Below are 15,670 nucleotides of genomic sequence, written 5' to 3' on the forward strand. Positions count from 1 at the left end.
GTGGGCGAAGGCAGTCGGTACGGGGGCGGAAACTCGCATGTCAGAGGCGCTGCGCTTCGAACTCCTCGGCCCGCAGCGGGCCTGGTACGCCGGCCGACCACTCGATCTGGGCCCGGCCAAGCAGCGGGCCGTGCTGGCCGTGCTGCTGCTCGCCGTGGGCCGTCCCGTGCCGACCGGGCAGATCGTCGAGGCGGTCTGGCCGGACGAGGCGCCGGTGAACGGCCTCAACGTGGTGCAGAAGCACGTGGCCGGTCTGCGCCGGATGCTGGAACCCGACCGGTCACCGCGTACGCCGGCCCGGGTGCTCACCCTCACCGACGCCGGATACCTGCTGCGCGTGCCGCCGGAGGCGGTGGACGTGGCGCGCTTCGAGCGCGGTGTGCAGCGGGCGCGGGCGGCGCAGGCGGCCGGGCGTACGGCGGAGGCGCTGGCCGAGGTGAGCGCCGCGCTGGAGCTGTGGCAGGGGGAGCCGTTCACCGGGTTCGCCGGCGCGTACTTCGACACGGCCCGGCACCGGCTGGTGGAGCTGCGCGCGGTCGCGCTGGAGACGCGTACCGAACTGGAGCTGGCCGACGGCCGGCACGGCGAGCTGGTCGGCCGGCTGGTCGAGCTGGTCGCCGAGTTCCCGGTCCGGGAACGGCTGCGTCACCAGCTCATGCTGGCGCTGCATCGCAGTGGACGGCAGGCCGAGGCGCTGGCCGCCTACCGTGACTACGCGGGGCTGCTCCGCGACGAGTACGGCATCGAGCCGGGCGGGGCGCTCCAGGATCTGCACCGGCGGATCCTGCGCGCCGATCCGGACCTCCTGCCGCAGGCACGTCCGGAACGGGCCGGGGCGGGCGGGAGGTGGGCGGGCGACCCGGAGCCGATTCCGGCCGCCGTCGAATCCCCTGCCGAAGCGCCGGCCCAGCCGCCGCCCACGAACCCGGCCGAGGCATCGGCCCGGCCGCTGCCCGTGAAGCCGGCGACTGCCCCGCCTCCGCCCACCGCCCCATCTGGAGTCTCGGCCCAGCTCACCGTTCCGGTCCAGTTCACCGTCTCGGCGCAGCCGGGCAGTCCGTTCCCGCTGCCGGCCGGTCCGGGTGAGCCGCCGGCGGGCCTGCCGCCCTGGGTGTCGCCCCCGGTCGCGCCGCTGATCGGCGCCGTGCCGCCGTCCAGGCGTCCGTCCGGTGTGCCCGGCTGGTTGAGCGTCGTCGCGACGGTGGGCGGCGCGCTCGTCGCCCTGTTCTCGTTCGGCATGCTCACCTGGCTGGTGGTGCTGCTCTACGGGGTCTGGCGCCGGGGCTGGGGGAGCGTCCTCGCCGCGGTCTACTACCTGACCGTGGCCGCGACGTTCGTGGTGGTCATCGGCAGCAGCGAGACCGAGGAGGTCAGCGCGCCCGAGGCCACCCTGATGGTGATCTGGCTGACCACCTGGGCGGCGGGCGTCCCGCACGTGGTGCTGCTCAACGGCCGGCTGCTCACCTGGCTGCGGGGCCTGTGGCGTGGGCGGCCGTACGCCGACCGCAACCGGCTGCGCCGGGAGTACGCCCGTTACCTGCTCTACCAGTACCCGTCGGCGCGGGACGACCTGCGCATCGGGCGACCCGATCTGCCCCGGGCGTACGACGACGGCGGACTGGTGGACGTCAACTCGGTGCCGGACCACGTGATCGCCGGGCTGCCCGGACTGACCCGGTCGCAGGCGCAGCACGTGGTGGTCGACCGGCGGATGCGCGGCTCGTACACGTCGATGGAGGAACTGGCCTCGCGGTGCCTGCTACCGGCGGCGGCGACGGACTCGTTGCGCGAGCTGTTGATCTTCCTGCCGCCCGCCCCGGCGCCCGGACCGCCGCCCGCCCCGGCGCCCGGACCGCCGCCCACCTCGCCGCCCGGACCGCCGCCCACCTCGCCGCCCGGACCGCCGCCCACCTCGCCGCCCGGTCCGCCGGCGGCGTCGGCCGTCCCTGGTAGAAATGCCGGATGAGCCAGGATCGGACGGCCGTGCGGGAACGCGCCGAGGCGGTGCTGCGGCGGCTGGCGGGTGACCACGCCCGGCTGCGCGAGGACCAGTGGCGGGCCATCGAGGCGCTCGTGGTCGACCGGCGGCGGGTGCTCTGCGTGCAGCGCACCGGCTGGGGCAAGTCGGCCGTCTACTTCGTGGCCACCGCGCTGCTGCGCGAGGGAAACCAGCACGGGCCGACGGTGATCGTCTCGCCGCTGCTGGCGCTGATGCGCAACCAGGTCGAGTCCGCCGCCCGCGCCGGCATCCGGGCGCGCACGATCAACTCGGCGAACCTGGACGAGTGGGACGAGATCACCGCCGAGATCCACGCCGGTGCGGTCGACGTGCTGCTGATCAGCCCGGAGCGCCTGAACAACCCCGACTTCCGCGACGGGGTGCTGCCGAAGCTCGCCGCCACCACCGGGCTGCTCGTGGTGGACGAGGCGCACTGCGTCTCCGACTGGGGGCACGACTTCCGCCCCGACTACCGGCGGCTGCGCACGTTCCTGGCCAACCTGCCCGAGCGCACGCCGGTGCTGGCCACCACCGCCACCGCCAACGCCCGGGTCACCCAGGACGTGGCGGAGCAGCTCGGTGACGCGCTGGTGCTGCGCGGCACGCTGGACCGCGAGTCGCTGCGCCTCGGCGTACTCGATCTGCCGAGCCCGGCCCACCGCCTGGCCTGGCTGGCCGACCACCTGGACCGGCTCCCCGGCTCGGGGATCGTCTACACGCTCACCGTCGCGGCGGCCACCGAGACGGCCGACTTCCTGCGCGGCCGGGGCTGGTCGGTCGCCTCCTACACCGGGCAGGCCGAGGACGCCGACCGGCGGGCCGCCGAGCAGGACCTGCTGGACAACAAGATCAAGGCCCTGGTCGCCACCAGCGCCCTCGGCATGGGCTTCGACAAGCCCGACCTCGGCTTCGTCGTGCACCTGGGCGCGCCGCCCTCGCCGATCGCCTACTACCAGCAGGTCGGCCGCGCGGGCCGGGCCGTCGAGCACGCCGAGGTGCTGCTGCTGCCCGGCGTCGAGGACGCGGCCATCTGGCGGTACATCGCCTCGCTCGCCTTCCCGCCCGAGGAGCAGGTCCGCGCCGTGCTCGCCGCGCTGGACACCGAACGGCCGATCTCCACCCAGGCCCTGGAGCCGGTGGTCGACCTGCGCCGCGCCCGGCTGGAGCTGATGCTCAAGGTGCTGGACGTGGACGGCGCGGTCCGCCGGGTGCGCGGCGGCTGGCTCGCCACCGGCGAGCCCTGGATCTACGACGAGGCCCGGTTGCGGCGCGTCGCCGACGCGCGCGCCGCCGAGCAGCGGGCCATGCGGGAGTACGCCTCGACGTCCGCCTGCCGGATGCGCTACCTGCGGGAAGGGCTGGACGACAGCGGGGCGGCCGACTGCGGCCGGTGCGACAACTGCGCCGGCCCGCTGTTCGCCGCCGGCGTCTCCGAGGCGGCGCTGACCGCCGCGCAGACGTTCCTCGGGCGCCCCGGCGTGCCGATCCCGCCCAAGAAGCTCTGGCCCACCGGGTTGGAGGCGGTGGGCGTACCCCTGAAGGGCCGCATCCCCCCGGCGGAGCAGACGCTGCCCGGCCGGGCCGTGGGACGCCTGTCCGACCTGGGGTGGGGCGGGCGGCTGCGCGGGCTGGTCGGGCCGGAGGCGCCGGACGGCCCGGTGCCCGACGACGTGGTGGCCGCCGTGGTCGAGGTGCTGAAGGCGTGGGCGCACGGCGACGACCCGTGGCCCCGGCGGCCGGTGGGCGTGGTGGCGGTCGGCTCCCGGACGCGACCGCTGCTCGTCGGCTCGCTGGCCGAGCGGATCGCCGCCGTGGGCCGGCTGCCGCTGCTCGGCCGGGTCGACCCCACCGGCCCGGCCGGGGCCGGCGGACCGCGGGGCAACAGCGCCCAGCGGGTACGCGCGCTGCACGACGCCTTCCGCGTGCCCGACGACCTGGCCGGCGCGCTGCCGGGGCTGGACGGGCCGGTGCTGCTGGTGGACGACCTGGTCGACTCGGGCTGGACGATGGCCATGGTGGCGCGGCTGCTGCGCCGGGCCGGCGCGCCGGACGTGCTGCCGCTGGCGCTCGCGGTGGCCGGCTGACCCGTCCCCCGGCCTGCGCGGAAAGTTCCCGGGCCGGGCGGAATGCGAGCGTCACCACCGTCGGCGGACCGTCGTCTGGCCCGCGCCCGGGCGGCGGTACCGTGGGGCCATGACCGAGCAGCGACCCGTCGTCCAGACGTACACCGTGACCGGGATGACCTGCGAACACTGCGTCAAGGCGGTGACCGAGGAGCTGTCCGCGCTGCCCGGTGTCGACGAGGTCCGGATCGATCTGACCAGCGGCACCGCCACTGTCACCAGCGCGGCGCCGCTGTCCGACGAGTCCGTGCGTGCCGCCGTGGACGAGGCGGGTTACGAGCTGGTCGGCGGCGGTGCCTGAGTCGTCGTCGGTCACGTCCGGCACCGGCGTCGTCCCCGACGACTCCGAGGCCGGCTCCGACGCCCTCGCGACGGGGTCCGGGGACGGCGCGGGTGGCTCGGCCGGGGCGGCTGCGGCCGGTCCCGCCGTGGTGGACCGGGAGACGTTGCGGCTGGCCCTGGTGGTGGGCGGCCTGGTGCTCGCCGTCCTGCTCGGCTTCGGCCTCGGGCGGATGAACGCGCCGGCCGACCCGGCCCGGCCCGGCAGCGCGACGGCCGGCGGGGTCGCCACGGGCGGCGCCGACGGTGGCGCGCACGCCCACTCACCCGGGACCGGCGCGCACACGCACGACGGCGCCACGGTCACCCAGGGCGGCGGCGACGGCGCGACCGGACTGTCGATCACCTCGGCCGGCTACACGCTCGTGCCGTCGACCGAGCTGGTCGCGGGCCGCGCCGGTGAGCTGCGCTTCCAGATCCGCGACGACCAGCGCCGGGCGGTCACCCGGTTCGCCGTCGTGCACGACAAGCCGATGCACGTGATCATGGTTCGGCGTGACCTCAGCGGCTACCGGCACCTGCACCCGACGATGGCCGCCGACGGCACCTGGTCGGTGCCGATCACGGCGCCGGAGGCCGGCCCCTGGCGGATGTACGCGGACTTCACGGCGGTGGCCGACGACGGGCGCCAGGTCGCCGTGGTGCTCGGCGCCGACCTGACCGCGTCCGGCGCGTACCGGCCCCGGCCGCTGCCCGCCGCCGCCACGTCGGCCACTGTCGACGGGTTCACCGTCGGGTACGCCGGCACGCCGGAGGTGGGGAAGTCGGTGCCGCTGCGGTTCCGGGTCACCGGCGCGGACGGCGCGGCGGCGGCGCTGGAGCCGTACCTCGGGGCGTACGGGCATCTGGTGGCGTTGCGTGAGGGCGACCTCGGCTACCTGCACGTGCACCCGGAGCCCGTACGCGACGGCGACGACGTGACGTTCTGGCTGACCGCGCCGGGGCCGGGCAGCTACCGGATGTTCCTGGACTTCCAGGTCGGCGGCGTGGTGCGGACCGCCGAGTTCACGCTGACCGTGGCCTGAGTCGCGGGCGTCGCCGGCCGGGAGGTCAGCCGGCCCGGCGGACCGGGCGGCGGGCCAGGTAGCGGAGCAAGTCGCGGATGTGGTGCTTCTCCTCGGCGGGCACGTTCGGGTCGGCGAGCCGATCCAGGATGACCCGCACGTCGGCCTCCACCGGGCCGTCCTCGGCGCCCCGGCGGCGGGGCACCGGCCCGGCGTCGGGCAGGCCCAGCGCGCGGAACGCGGCCGCCACGGGCAGGTCGAGGGCGGCGCAGAAGCCGCGGACCTTCGCGAGTTCGGGATAGTCCTGCCAGTCCCCGGCCAGCCAGCGGAACACCGTGGAGCGGCCGACACCGGTGTGGGTGGCGAGGTCGGTCACCGTCCAGCCGCGCTCCTCGCGCGCGGCGTCGATGGCCCGGCGTACGAAGCGCGCGAAGGCCATCTGTGGCGAAACGTCTGCGGAACCCATCCCTGGTGGATCTGTCCCCTTCCTCCGGTGGCCCGGCTCGCGCACCGAGCCTAGTACGCCGGACCGGAGAAGTAACTGACTGATCGGTCCGGAGGTCCCGTCGGCGAGACCCGACAACTACGGAAGTGTGCTTCGGGCAATGCGCTTCGGGTAATAGGCTGAGTGAACCCTGGGAGTCGATGGAGGAACAGCATGGCCGAGCCGGACCGTCCCGTACCGCATCGCCCCGGGGCGGTGAGCCTCTTCTTCGTAGCCAAGGCCGCGGTGTTCGCGCTCGGCTTCTGGATCTGGCTGCTGGTGCTGGCGGTACGCGGTGGCGATGCGACCGGCGTACACCTGATCGCCGCGACCGGCGCGATCTGCACGACGCTGGCCTCGGTGGTGCTGGGAGCCCGGATGGCGGTGCAGCGCAACGCCGCGGTTCGGCACGCCGAGCTGAAGCGGATGCTCGTGGACATCTCGTGGAACGCCTTCGCCGCCGCCGGGAACGCCGAGCAGTCCGGGAAGGTGGTGCCGTTCCCGAGCGCGTCGCACGACGGCGAGTGGCCGCCGCACCGGAGCGCCGGTGAGCGGGTGTCGGTGCTGGACCGGGGCGACCGCAACCGGGGCGACCGGGGGCGGTAGGACCGCCGCGGCTCAGCCCGCCTCGGCCAGCAGCGTCTCCAGCCGGGGCGTGACACCCCACTGGCCGACCAGCTCGCGATACTCCGCGCGCTGCCCGTCGGTCGGCGCACCGGCCGTCCGCCGCGCCCGGATCAGCAGGTTGCGCGGCGTGTGCTGGGAGTCGACGAACTCCACCACCTCGGCGCGGTAGCCGTGCAGGCGCAGCAGCGCGGCCCGAAGCGAGTCGGTGAGCACGTCGGCGAACCGCTCCCGCAGGATGCCCTGCCGCGTCAGCAGCTCGTACGGCGCGGGCGCCTGACCGGCCCGGAGCTGGGCGGCCAGGTCGTGGTGGCAGCAGGGCGCGGCGAGCACCCAGCGGGCGCCCCAGCGCACCGCCCGGGCCAGCGCCTCGTCGGTCGCGGTGTCGCAGGCGTGCAGCGCCAGCACCAGGTCGGGCGCCGGTTCGACGGGCGCCTCGGCGATGGTGCCGGCCACGAACCCGACCCGGTCGGCCCAGCCCAGCCGCTCGGCCAGCTCGGTGTTGCGGCGGCGCTGGTCCTCGCGGACGTCGACCCCGACGAGCGTCACGTCCAAGCCGCGCTGGACCAGGTAGCGGTAGGCGGCGAAGGTCAGGTACGCGTTGCCGCAGCCCAGGTCCACCACCCGCAGCGGGCCGGTGAGGTCGTCGGGCAGCGTGGCCGCGAGCGCCCGCAGGAACGCGTCGACCTGCCGGCGCTTGGCCGCCGAGCCGCCGATCTCCCGGAACAGGGGATCGCCGGGGTCGAGCAGCCACTCCTTGGACCGGTCGTGCCCGCCCGGCTCGGCGGCCGGACGGCTGGCGGCCGCGCGGTGCACCTGCGCCTCGCCGGACTTGGTGACCCGGAGCTGGAGCGTGGCGTCGGCGGTCTCGACGTGCCAGTTGCCGAACGGCTCGGCGAGCAGTTCGTCGACCGCGGCGCCGGCCTCCATACCCGGTGCCACGTTGCGGGTGTGCGGCCGTGATCCGTCCGAGACGGCGATCTGCAACCGGGGACCGGCCTTCAGCGTGACCGGGCGCAGCTCCGCGCGTACCACCGAGGGACGCTGCCCACGGCGGCGCCCGGCGGCGACCGCGCGGGTCAGGCCCGGTGCGAGCAGCAACGCCCGCACCTCGGCCAGCGCCGAGTCCAACGCTTCCGGCATCAGTACCTACCTCTCCTGCTCTCCCCGCGCTCCCACTCGCCCGCCCTCAGCCCCTACCCCGTCGATCATGAAGTTGGCGGCACCCGGACACGGCGTGTCGCGCCGTCAACTTCATGATCGTCGCGATGAGGGCAGGGGCGGGCGTGGGGGCGGGGATGGGGACGGCCTCCGGGACCGGGGGTCCGGGAGGCCGTTTCCGTTGGTGTGGGTCAGTCGGCGTTGGTGGCCTCGGCGGGTGCGCCGGTGCTGCCGCTGCGGCGACGGCGACGACGGCGGGGCTTGGTGCTCGCGGCCTCGCCCTCCGTGGGCTGCGGTGCGGCGGCGGTCTCGGCCGCGCCCTCGGTACCGATCACCGCGGTCGGCTCACCGGCCACCGTCTCACCGGCCCGGCGACGACGCCGGCGACGCGGCGTACGCGGGGTCTCGTCGTCCCCGGCGTCGGCCTGCGCGGCGGGCGAACCGGCGGACGAACCGCCGTCGCCACCCCGGCCCCGACCGCGGTCGCGGTCGCGGTCGCCACGCTCGCGGCCCCGGCTGTCACCGCGCCGCGCACCCCGGCGCGACCGGCCGCCGCCGCCCAGGTCCTCCTCGACCTCGGCGGACAGACCGGCGCGGGTGCGCTCGGCGGTCGGCAGCGTGCCGCTGACGTCCGTCGGGATGGCCAGGTCCGTGTAGAGGTGCGCGGAGGTGTGGTACGTCTCCGGCGGCTCGGGCATGTCCAGCCCGAGCGTCTTGTCGATGATCCGCCAGCGGGGCATGTCGTCCCAGTCGACGAACGTCACCGCGGAACCAGTGGCCCCGGCCCGGCCGGTACGGCCGATGCGGTGGGTGTAGGTGTCCTGGTCCTCGGGGCAGTCGTAGTTGATCACGTGCGTGACGCCCGTGACGTCGATGCCCCGCGCCGCCACGTCGGTGGCGACCAGCGTGTCGATCTTGCCGGCGCGGAACGCCCGCAGCGCCCGCTCGCGCGCGCCCTGACCGAGGTCGCCGTGCACGGCGGCGACGGCGAAGCCGCGGAAGTCGAGATCCTCGGCGACCCGGTCGGCGGCCCGCTTGGTACGGGTGAAGATCATGGTCAGCCCGCGGCCCTCGGCCTGGAGGATGCGCGCCACGATCTCGACCTTGTTCAGCGAGTGCGTGCGGTACGCGAGCTGCTTGGTCTGCGGCGACGGACCGGTCTCGGCGGTGTGCCCGGCGTGGATCGTCACCGGGCGGCGCAGGAAGCGCCGGGACAGCGCGACGATCGGGTCCGGCATGGTGGCCGAGAACAGCATGGTCTGCCGGTCCTCCGGCAGCATCGCCAGGATCTTCTCGACGTCGTCCAGGAAGCCCAGGTCGAGCATGCGGTCGGCCTCGTCGAGGACGAGCGCGCGGACCCGGTCGAGCCGCAGGTGCTTCTGCTTCTGCAGGTCCAGCAGGCGGCCCGGGGTGCCGACCAGGATCTCGACGCCCTTGCGCAGCGCCTCGATCTGCGGCTCGTAGGCCACGCCGCCGTAGATCGGCAGCACCCGGACGCCCCGGGTGCGGCCCGCGGCGTCGAGGTCCTTGGCGACCTGGATGCCCAGCTCACGGGTGGGTACGACGACGAGCGCCTGCGGGACGCCGTCGCTGCCCTCGGACGGGGCGAACACCCGCTCCAGCAGCGGGATGCCGAAGCCGAGCGTCTTGCCGGTGCCGGTCGGCGCCTGCCCGATCAGGTCGACGCCGCGCAGCGCGATCGGCAGCGCGTACTCCTGGATGGCGAAGGCGCGGGTGATGCCGGCGGCGGCCAGCGCCTCGACGGTTTCCTGCCGCGCGCCGAGCGCGGCGAACGTGGGTGCCTCCGGGGGGACCGGAGCGGTGGGGGCCAGTGGCTGGCCGGAAATCTGCTCGCTCATATGGATTTGGGGGTGCCCTCTCGTGGTGCGCCCCTCAGGTCCTCAGGGCGCGATCGGTGTGGCGCGGGCCACGCGGTCAGGGGCGATTTCGCCGAGCCGGACCGGGCCGCACGCGCGTCGGGGACCGGCGTTGATCAGCAAGTGACCGATTCGGTGCCCACGGCAACTGTCTCATCCTACCTGAACGGCCCCTGAGGCGTCCCGATTCCCAGGTGGTGGCCGTGCACGCGGGGCGGTTCGTTGTGACTTGAGTCATAGGGGTGGCGCCGGTAGCCTGCGCTCGTGTCCGCCCCCGACCCCGCCGTCCCCGACCCCGCCGTCCCCGACCCTGCCGCGACCGATCTGTTCGGGCTCGTCGCCTACGGCGAACTGCTCGCGTTCGACCGCCTCGCCGCCGACGCGCGCCTCGCACCCGACCTGCGCCGCCGCGCCGCGCTCAGCGAGATGGCCGCCGCCGAGATCGCGCACTACCGATGGCTCACCGACCGGCTCGCCGCCCGGGGCGTCACACCGGAGGAGGCGATGGCCCCGTACGTCGAGGCGCTGCGGGCCTACCACGACTCGACCGAGCCGCGGGACTGGGCGGAGGCGGTGACGAAGGCGTACGTGGGGGACGCGATCACCGACGACTTCCTGCGCGGGATCGCCGACGGCCTGGCCGGCCCCGACCGGACACTGCTGCTCGACGTGCTGCACGACTCCCGGTACGCCGAGTTCGCCGGCGCCGAGATCCGGGCCGCGATCGAGGCCGATCCCCGGGCCGCCGGGCGGCTGTCGATGTGGGCGCGGCGGCTGCTCGGGGAGGCGCTGTCCCAGGCGGGCCGGGTGGCCGCCGCCGACCGGGGCGCGCTCGTCGCGTTGATCGGGCGGACCGGCGGGGACGTGCCGGGGCTGCTGCGCCGGCTGACCGAGGCGCACGCCGCGCGCATGACGGCTGTCGGGTTGAACAACTGAGCCGCCGTGGCGGGAGGCCCGCCACGGCGGCCGGTGCCGCGGGAATCAGCGAACGGTGAACCCGACCGCGCGAGGCGACGCCTCGGCGATCTCGACGTAGGCGACCTTGCCGACCGGCACGATCACGCGCCGGCCCTTCTCGTCGGTCAGGGAGAGGGTGCCCTCACTCTTGGCGAAGGCGTCGGTCACGATCTGCTCGATCTCGGCCGGCGACTGCGCGCTCTCCAGGACCAGCTCCCGCGGCGCGTACTGCACGCCGATCTTGACCTCCACTGTGCCTCCTCAACTGGGGCGAAAAAGCCACCGTGGGAAGGCTATCCGATCCGGCGGCCCGATGTTCAGGCTGACTCACCTTGCAGCGGGAAGCTGGCGATGCCGCGCCAGGACAGGGCCGCGACCAGCGCTTCGGCCTCCGCCTTGGGCACCTGGCGGCCGCCGGCGAGCCAGAACTGGGCGGCGGTCTCGGCGGCGCCGACCAGACCCGAGGCGAGCAGTTCGGCGTGCGAGCGGCTGACCCCGGTGTCCGAGATGATCGTGTCGGTGATGGCCGCGATGCAGCCCTGCTCGACCCGCTCCACCCGCTGCCGCACCGCCGGGTCGTTGCGCAGGTCCGACTCGAAGACCAGCCGGAACGCCTCGCTCTCGTGGTCGACGAAGTCGAAGTACGCGCGCACCGCGGCGCCGACGCGCTCCTTGTTGTCGTTGGTGCCGCTCATCGCGTCCTGCACGTTGGCCACTATCGCGTCACAGTGCGTGTCCAGCAGCGCGAGGTAGAGCTCCATCTTCCCGGGGAAGTGCTGGTAGAGCACCGGCTTCGAGACACCCGCCCGCTCGGCGATGTCGTCCATCGCGGCGGCGTGGTAGCCCTGCGCGACGAACACCTCCTGAGCGGCGGCGAGCAGCTGCTTACGGCGCGCCGAGCGGGGCAGGCGGGTGGGCCGACCGGCGGTCTGTGCACCGTTCCCCACTGCGGTCATCGGATCCTCCGAGTATCTGCGTACGAGCCGGCACGTATCACCCGAACCGGTCCGGGTTCGTGAACCCGTCGCGGAATTGGCCCGCCGCTGTAACTTATCGCCACTGTCACCACACGGTAGCCTCAGCGGGGGCGACCAAGGAGCGCGCGGTGAGTGAAACAGGGCAACCCGGAGCCGCCACCCCGGGAGAGCACGGCGACGGGACGGGCCAGCAGGACGAACCGGCCCGTACCGGCGGCGGTTGGGCGCCCCCGCCGAACGGCTGGTCCCGCGGCGCTCCGGCGCCCGGCGGCTGGCCCTACGGCGACCTCGGCGGCTGGGCCGCCTCCTCGCCCCGGCACGGCGACCTGCCGGCCCCGCTGCCCGGCCACTCCGCGCCGGAACCGGGGCGCGTCAACGGCCGCCACGTCAACGGCGTGCACCACGCCGGGGAGGAGTCGCCAGTGACCCGCCAGGCGCCGGTCAGTGCCCCGCCCACGGAGGAGCCGCCCCGGCCCACCGACGGCGAACGGCTGGCCGTACCGGCCCCGCGCCCGGCGCCGACGATCGAGCAGCCGACCGACCCGGGGGACGCCGGTTCCCGGCACGCCGCCGACGACCCGGCCGTCCGGGCGCCGCGCTGGGCCGAGAGCGGGCCGACCTCCGCGCCCCCGGCGCTCCAGGTCCCGCCGGTCGGCGCCGCCGCCTCCGGTTTCGAGGTGCCGCCGGGCTTCCACGCGCCGAACACCGAGTCCACCCCGTCGCTGTCCCGGGGCTGGGCCGACCGGCCCGTCACCCAGCCGGCCGCGAACCGGCCGGAGCACGCACCGGGCGAGGTCCACCCGCCCGAGGGCCGGGCCGCCGCTGCCGAGCCGCGGGCCGCGGCCGAGATCCCGGCGGCCGACGACCCGAGGGCCGGTGAGCCGGACTGGTCGGGGCCGTCCTGGAACCGCCCGAGCTGGGGTGACGGCTGGGCCCCGCCGTGGGCCCGCACCGACGAGCCGCCGGCCCGCCGGGCCGAGGAGCCGCCGGTCCGAGGCCCGGAGGAGCCACCCGCCCGCCGCGCCGAGGAGCCCGCCGCCGAGCGGCGCGAGTGGGAGGACGACAGCGCCGCCCACCGCACCGCCCGCGAGGACCGCGCGGCCGAGTGGGCGCCCGAGCCGGTGCGGCCGTACGAGCCGGCGCGCGTCGAGCCGCCCGCCGCCTACGAGCCACCCCGGCCCGAGGCGGTACGGCCGTACGAGCCGCTGCGCGCCGAGCCGGCCCCCGGCCCGGAGGCGACGCGGCAGTACCCGCCGTCCGCCGAGTCCGAGGCGCCCCGGCAGTACGAGCCGGGTGCCGGGCCGGAGCCGGCGCGCCGGTACGAGCCCCCGGCCGCGCCGGAGCCGGCGCCCGAGCCGACCCGCCCGTTCCGCCTCCCCCGGGGCGACGCCGAACCACCGCACGGCTACGAGCGGCCCTCCTGGGCCGGGCCGCCGGTGCCGGTCGCCCCGCTGATCACGCCCCCGGGCCCTCCGCCGACGAGTGCCCCGCCCGCGCCCGGCGCGCCGCCGGTGTCCAGCGCCCCGCCCGCCCCGGCCGGTGGGTACGCCCCGGCCCCGCCCGCCGACGCGGCTGCCGCCGTGCCGCCGACCTCGGGCGTTCCCGCCCAGGGCGGCGCGCAACGTCTCGACCGCGCACCCGCGCCCCACCCGACGAGCGCCCCTCCCTACGCGGCCCGCCGGTCCGCACCGGAACCGGTGCCGGCCGCCGACGCGGTCGCCGAGCCCCGACCGGAGGAACCGTCCCCCGTGCTGCCGCAGCGCGTCCCCTCGGAACCGGACGTGCCAGTCGTGCCGGAGCCACCGGCAGTGGAACCGTCCGCCGAGACCCCCGAACTCGCCCGCATCGCCACCCACCTGCGCCGCGACGACGAACCCGCGCCGCTGCGGGAGCGGCCGGAGGGCTTCGACGTCAACGCGATCCTCGACGCGGTCCGCGAGGTGGCGGGCGTACGCGACGCCGCGCTGCGCCGTACCCCGGCCGGTGCGCACAGCCTCCGGCTCGACCTGGCCGACGGCGCGGACCCGGCCGAGGTGAGCCGCCTGGTGGCCCGGCTGCTCCAGGAGCGGATGGGCCTGGCCGCCGCCCCGCAGAACCTGCCCGGCGCGCCCGCCGTGCCGCCGCCGGCTCCGCTGCGCCGCCGGTCGGCCCGGCTGGACCGCTCCGGTGAGACGCGCGCGGGGGACACCCGGGCACCCGGGGCGCAGCCGGCGCCGGGCCCGGCCCGGACGGGCGGGACCGGTGCCGCCGCGCAGCCCGAGCCGGGCGAGGCCCGTACCGGTGACGAGGCGGCCGGCGAGGAGACGCCGTCGCGTACCGCCGTGGCACGGCCGGCCGCCAACCGTTCCGGCGACGCAAGGTTCGGCGCCGACCGCGCCACGCGCCCGGCCGCGGCGCCCGGCGACGGCGACGAGCCGCCGCGCCGCCGCCGGCAGGCCACCCACCGGGGCCGGGCCGCGGTGGACGAGACGTCGCTGGCCGCCGCGCCGACCGGCATGTCCACCGGCAGCCCGGTCACGCTCGGTACGTCGTACTCCGGTGGGCAGATGACCACGACGGAGACCGCGCCGTCGCGACCGCTGGACACCGGCGGCGTGCCGGGGCCCCGGGTGGTGATCGAGCACGTCCTGGTGAGCACGTTCGGCCTGGACGCCACCACCGAGGTCCGCCTGGTCGCGGGCGACCGGACGGCCGAGGGGCACGCGACCGGCCCGGCTGTCGACGGGTACGTGCTGCGGCTCTGCGCGGTGGCCGCGGCCGCCGCGGTGGACGAGCTGCTCGGCCGGGTCGTCCCGGCCGGTGAGCGGGGCCGGTGCTTCGTGGAGCACGCCGCGGTGGTGCCGTTCGGCAACTGCGAGGTCGCGACAGTGGTGGTGCTGCTGGTCTGCGACGGCTGGGTGGAGCAGCTGGCCGGTTCGGCACTGGTGGCCGGTGATCCCCGGCAGGCGGTCGTGCGGGCCACGCTCGCGGCGGTGAACCGGCGGCTGGAGGCGCTGCTCTCCTGAGCCGGTGTGCGGTGCGGCCCGTGCGGGGGAGACTGGAAACATGAAACGTGCCGCACTCTGGCCGGAGCACAGCCTTCCCGCACACCACGTCCCGCCGCCCTGGCCGGGCCGGCACGTACGCCTCGACGGCACGCTCGTGCACGTCCGCGACACACCGGCCACCGGTCCCGGCGCGGAGCCCGCGCTGTACGTGCACGGCCTCGGCGGATCGGCGCAGAACTGGACCGACCTGGCCGGCCTGCTCGCCGACCGGCTCGACGGCCAGGCGATCGACCTGCCCGGGTTCGGGCGCAGCGAGCCGGGGCCGCGCTACACCATCCCGGCCTTCGCGGAGCGCGTGATCCGCTGGATCGAGCACAGCGACCGAGGGCCGGTGCACCTGTTCGGCAACTCGCTCGGCGGTGCGATCTCGGTCCGGGTGGCGGCGCTGCGTCCCGACCTGGTCCGCACGCTCACACTGGTCTCGCCCGCCCTGCCGTTCCTGGACTTCCGGCGCTCGTTGCAGGGGCGGATGCTCCCGCTGCTGGCGATCCCCCGGGGCGAACGGCTGGCCGCCTGGCGGCTGGCCCAGTTCAGTCCGGAGGTGACCGCGCAGCAGGTGATGGAGGCGTGCGTGGCGGACCTGACCCGGATCAGTGAGCAGCGCCGGCAGGAGGCGATCGACGAGATCCGGGTCCGGTACGAGGCGGCCCACTACGCCGCCGCGTACGTGCGGACGTTCCGGGGCCTGGTCGGCAGCTTCCTGCGTTCGTACCTGCCGGGGGAGGGCGCGCTCTGGCGGCAGGCGGCTGCGGTACGCGCGCCCACGCTCGTGGTGGGCGGGCGGCAGGACCGGCTGGTCGACGTGCGGGTGGCGCCGCAGGCGGCCCGGGTCATCCCGGACAGCCGGCTGCTGATGCTCGACGGCGTCGGGCACGTGGCCCAGCTGGAGGTGCCCCGGACCGTGGCGCGGGCGGTGCTGGGGCTGCTCGCCGAGGCGGAGCCGGAGCAGGCGGCGGGCGCGGGCGTGTCGTCGGGCGACGCGCCGGGCGCCGGGCGGCCGGAACGGGAGAATGCGCAGGCCACAGCGCTGGTGGCCGGAACGGGGGAGAGCGGAACGGAGCGTGACATGGCAGGCTGA

13 protein-coding genes are annotated in these 15,670 nt (G+C 75.9%); 8 read left to right on the forward strand and 5 right to left on the reverse strand.

The window, feature by feature from the left end; translation table 11 throughout:
* The first annotated feature begins 37 nt into the window (after window positions 1-37).
* From ACN27C_RS11525 to ACN27C_RS11540, 4 genes are all read left to right on the forward strand, one after another.
* The gene (locus tag ACN27C_RS11525) at window positions 38-1,966 is read left to right on the forward strand and encodes a BTAD domain-containing putative transcriptional regulator (RefSeq protein ID WP_422751137.1); all 1,929 of its coding nucleotides are present in this window, start codon (window positions 38-40) and stop codon (window positions 1,964-1,966) included.
* Complete coding sequence (locus tag ACN27C_RS11530; RefSeq protein WP_422751138.1) at window positions 1,963-4,083, forward strand: DEAD/DEAH box helicase; 2,121 nt, start codon at window positions 1,963-1,965, stop codon at window positions 4,081-4,083. The genes ACN27C_RS11525 and ACN27C_RS11530 overlap by 4 nt, the downstream gene beginning before the upstream one ends.
* A gap of 109 nt (window positions 4,084-4,192) precedes the next feature.
* Window positions 4,193-4,423, forward strand: coding sequence for a heavy-metal-associated domain-containing protein (locus ACN27C_RS11535; protein ID WP_120573033.1), 231 nt, complete (start codon window positions 4,193-4,195; stop codon window positions 4,421-4,423).
* Complete coding sequence (locus tag ACN27C_RS11540; RefSeq protein WP_422751139.1) at window positions 4,416-5,486, forward strand: hypothetical protein; 1,071 nt, start codon at window positions 4,416-4,418, stop codon at window positions 5,484-5,486. Before ACN27C_RS11535 ends, ACN27C_RS11540 begins: the two co-directional genes overlap by 8 nt.
* A 25-nt stretch (window positions 5,487-5,511) precedes the next feature.
* On the opposite strand, the gene ACN27C_RS11545 is transcribed toward ACN27C_RS11540, so the two are convergent.
* A complete protein-coding gene (locus ACN27C_RS11545; RefSeq protein ID WP_026268433.1) occupies window positions 5,512-5,931 on the reverse strand; it encodes a helix-turn-helix domain-containing protein in 420 nt (139 codons plus the stop codon).
* Window positions 5,932-6,123: 192 nt separating this feature from the next.
* On the opposite strand from ACN27C_RS11545, the gene ACN27C_RS11550 reads away from it, so the two are divergent.
* Entirely contained in the window at window positions 6,124-6,555 is a 432-nt protein-coding gene (locus ACN27C_RS11550; RefSeq protein WP_358175246.1) for a hypothetical protein, read from the forward strand.
* A 12-nt stretch (window positions 6,556-6,567) separates the two neighbouring features.
* On the opposite strand, the gene ACN27C_RS11555 is transcribed toward ACN27C_RS11550, so the two are convergent.
* Entirely contained in the window at window positions 6,568-7,716 is a 1,149-nt protein-coding gene (locus ACN27C_RS11555) for a class I SAM-dependent methyltransferase (RefSeq protein WP_422751140.1), read from the reverse strand.
* 209 nt (window positions 7,717-7,925) lie between these two features.
* Window positions 7,926-9,593, reverse strand: a complete 1,668-nt coding sequence (locus ACN27C_RS11560; RefSeq protein ID WP_422751141.1) for a DEAD/DEAH box helicase — start codon at window positions 9,591-9,593, stop codon at window positions 7,926-7,928.
* 282 nt (window positions 9,594-9,875) lie between these two features.
* Between ACN27C_RS11560 and ACN27C_RS11565 the strand changes: the two genes are divergently transcribed.
* Window positions 9,876-10,547: a ferritin-like fold-containing protein gene (locus tag ACN27C_RS11565; protein WP_422751142.1), complete on the forward strand. Its 672-nt coding sequence runs from the start codon at window positions 9,876-9,878 to the stop codon at window positions 10,545-10,547.
* A gap of 45 nt (window positions 10,548-10,592) precedes the next feature.
* On the opposite strand, the gene ACN27C_RS11570 is transcribed toward ACN27C_RS11565, so the two are convergent.
* Both ACN27C_RS11570 and ACN27C_RS11575 read right to left on the reverse strand, forming a co-directional pair.
* On the reverse strand, window positions 10,593-10,820 hold the full coding sequence (locus ACN27C_RS11570) for a DUF3107 domain-containing protein (RefSeq protein WP_013288692.1): 228 nt from the start codon (window positions 10,818-10,820) through the stop codon (window positions 10,593-10,595).
* Window positions 10,821-10,885: 65 nt separating this feature from the next.
* Window positions 10,886-11,524: a TetR/AcrR family transcriptional regulator gene (locus tag ACN27C_RS11575; RefSeq protein ID WP_013288691.1), complete on the reverse strand. Its 639-nt coding sequence runs from the start codon at window positions 11,522-11,524 to the stop codon at window positions 10,886-10,888.
* 149 nt (window positions 11,525-11,673) lie between these two features.
* Between ACN27C_RS11575 and ACN27C_RS11580 the strand changes: the two genes are divergently transcribed.
* Together ACN27C_RS11580 and ACN27C_RS11585 are read left to right on the forward strand one after the other, a co-directional pair.
* On the forward strand, window positions 11,674-14,550 hold the full coding sequence (locus ACN27C_RS11580) for a hypothetical protein (protein ID WP_422751143.1): 2,877 nt from the start codon (window positions 11,674-11,676) through the stop codon (window positions 14,548-14,550).
* Window positions 14,551-14,590: 40 nt separating this feature from the next.
* Complete coding sequence (locus ACN27C_RS11585; RefSeq protein WP_120573040.1) at window positions 14,591-15,670, forward strand: alpha/beta fold hydrolase; 1,080 nt, start codon at window positions 14,591-14,593, stop codon at window positions 15,668-15,670.

The organism is Micromonospora sp. WMMD1219, assembly GCF_049315215.1.
Classification (GTDB): Bacteria; Actinomycetota; Actinomycetes; order Mycobacteriales; family Micromonosporaceae; genus Micromonospora; species Micromonospora tulbaghiae.

Excerpts from the sequence above, each read along its gene's own strand:
- ACN27C_RS11525 (WP_422751137.1), top strand. The coding sequence starts at position 38 with ATGTCAGAGGCGCTGCGCTTCGAACTCCTCGGCCCGCAGCGGGCCTGG.
- ACN27C_RS11530 (WP_422751138.1), top strand. The coding sequence starts at position 1,963 with ATGAGCCAGGATCGGACGGCCGTGCGGGAACGCGCCGAGGCGGTGCTG.
- ACN27C_RS11535 (WP_120573033.1), top strand. The coding sequence starts at position 4,193 with ATGACCGAGCAGCGACCCGTCGTCCAGACGTACACCGTGACCGGGATG.
- ACN27C_RS11545 (WP_026268433.1), bottom strand. The coding sequence starts at position 5,931 with ATGGGTTCCGCAGACGTTTCGCCACAGATGGCCTTCGCGCGCTTCGTA.
- ACN27C_RS11550 (WP_358175246.1), top strand. The coding sequence starts at position 6,124 with ATGGCCGAGCCGGACCGTCCCGTACCGCATCGCCCCGGGGCGGTGAGC.
- ACN27C_RS11555 (WP_422751140.1), bottom strand. The coding sequence starts at position 7,716 with ATGCCGGAAGCGTTGGACTCGGCGCTGGCCGAGGTGCGGGCGTTGCTG.
- ACN27C_RS11560 (WP_422751141.1), bottom strand. The coding sequence starts at position 9,593 with ATGAGCGAGCAGATTTCCGGCCAGCCACTGGCCCCCACCGCTCCGGTC.
- ACN27C_RS11575 (WP_013288691.1), bottom strand. The coding sequence starts at position 11,524 with ATGACCGCAGTGGGGAACGGTGCACAGACCGCCGGTCGGCCCACCCGC.
- ACN27C_RS11585 (WP_120573040.1), top strand. The coding sequence starts at position 14,591 with ATGAAACGTGCCGCACTCTGGCCGGAGCACAGCCTTCCCGCACACCAC.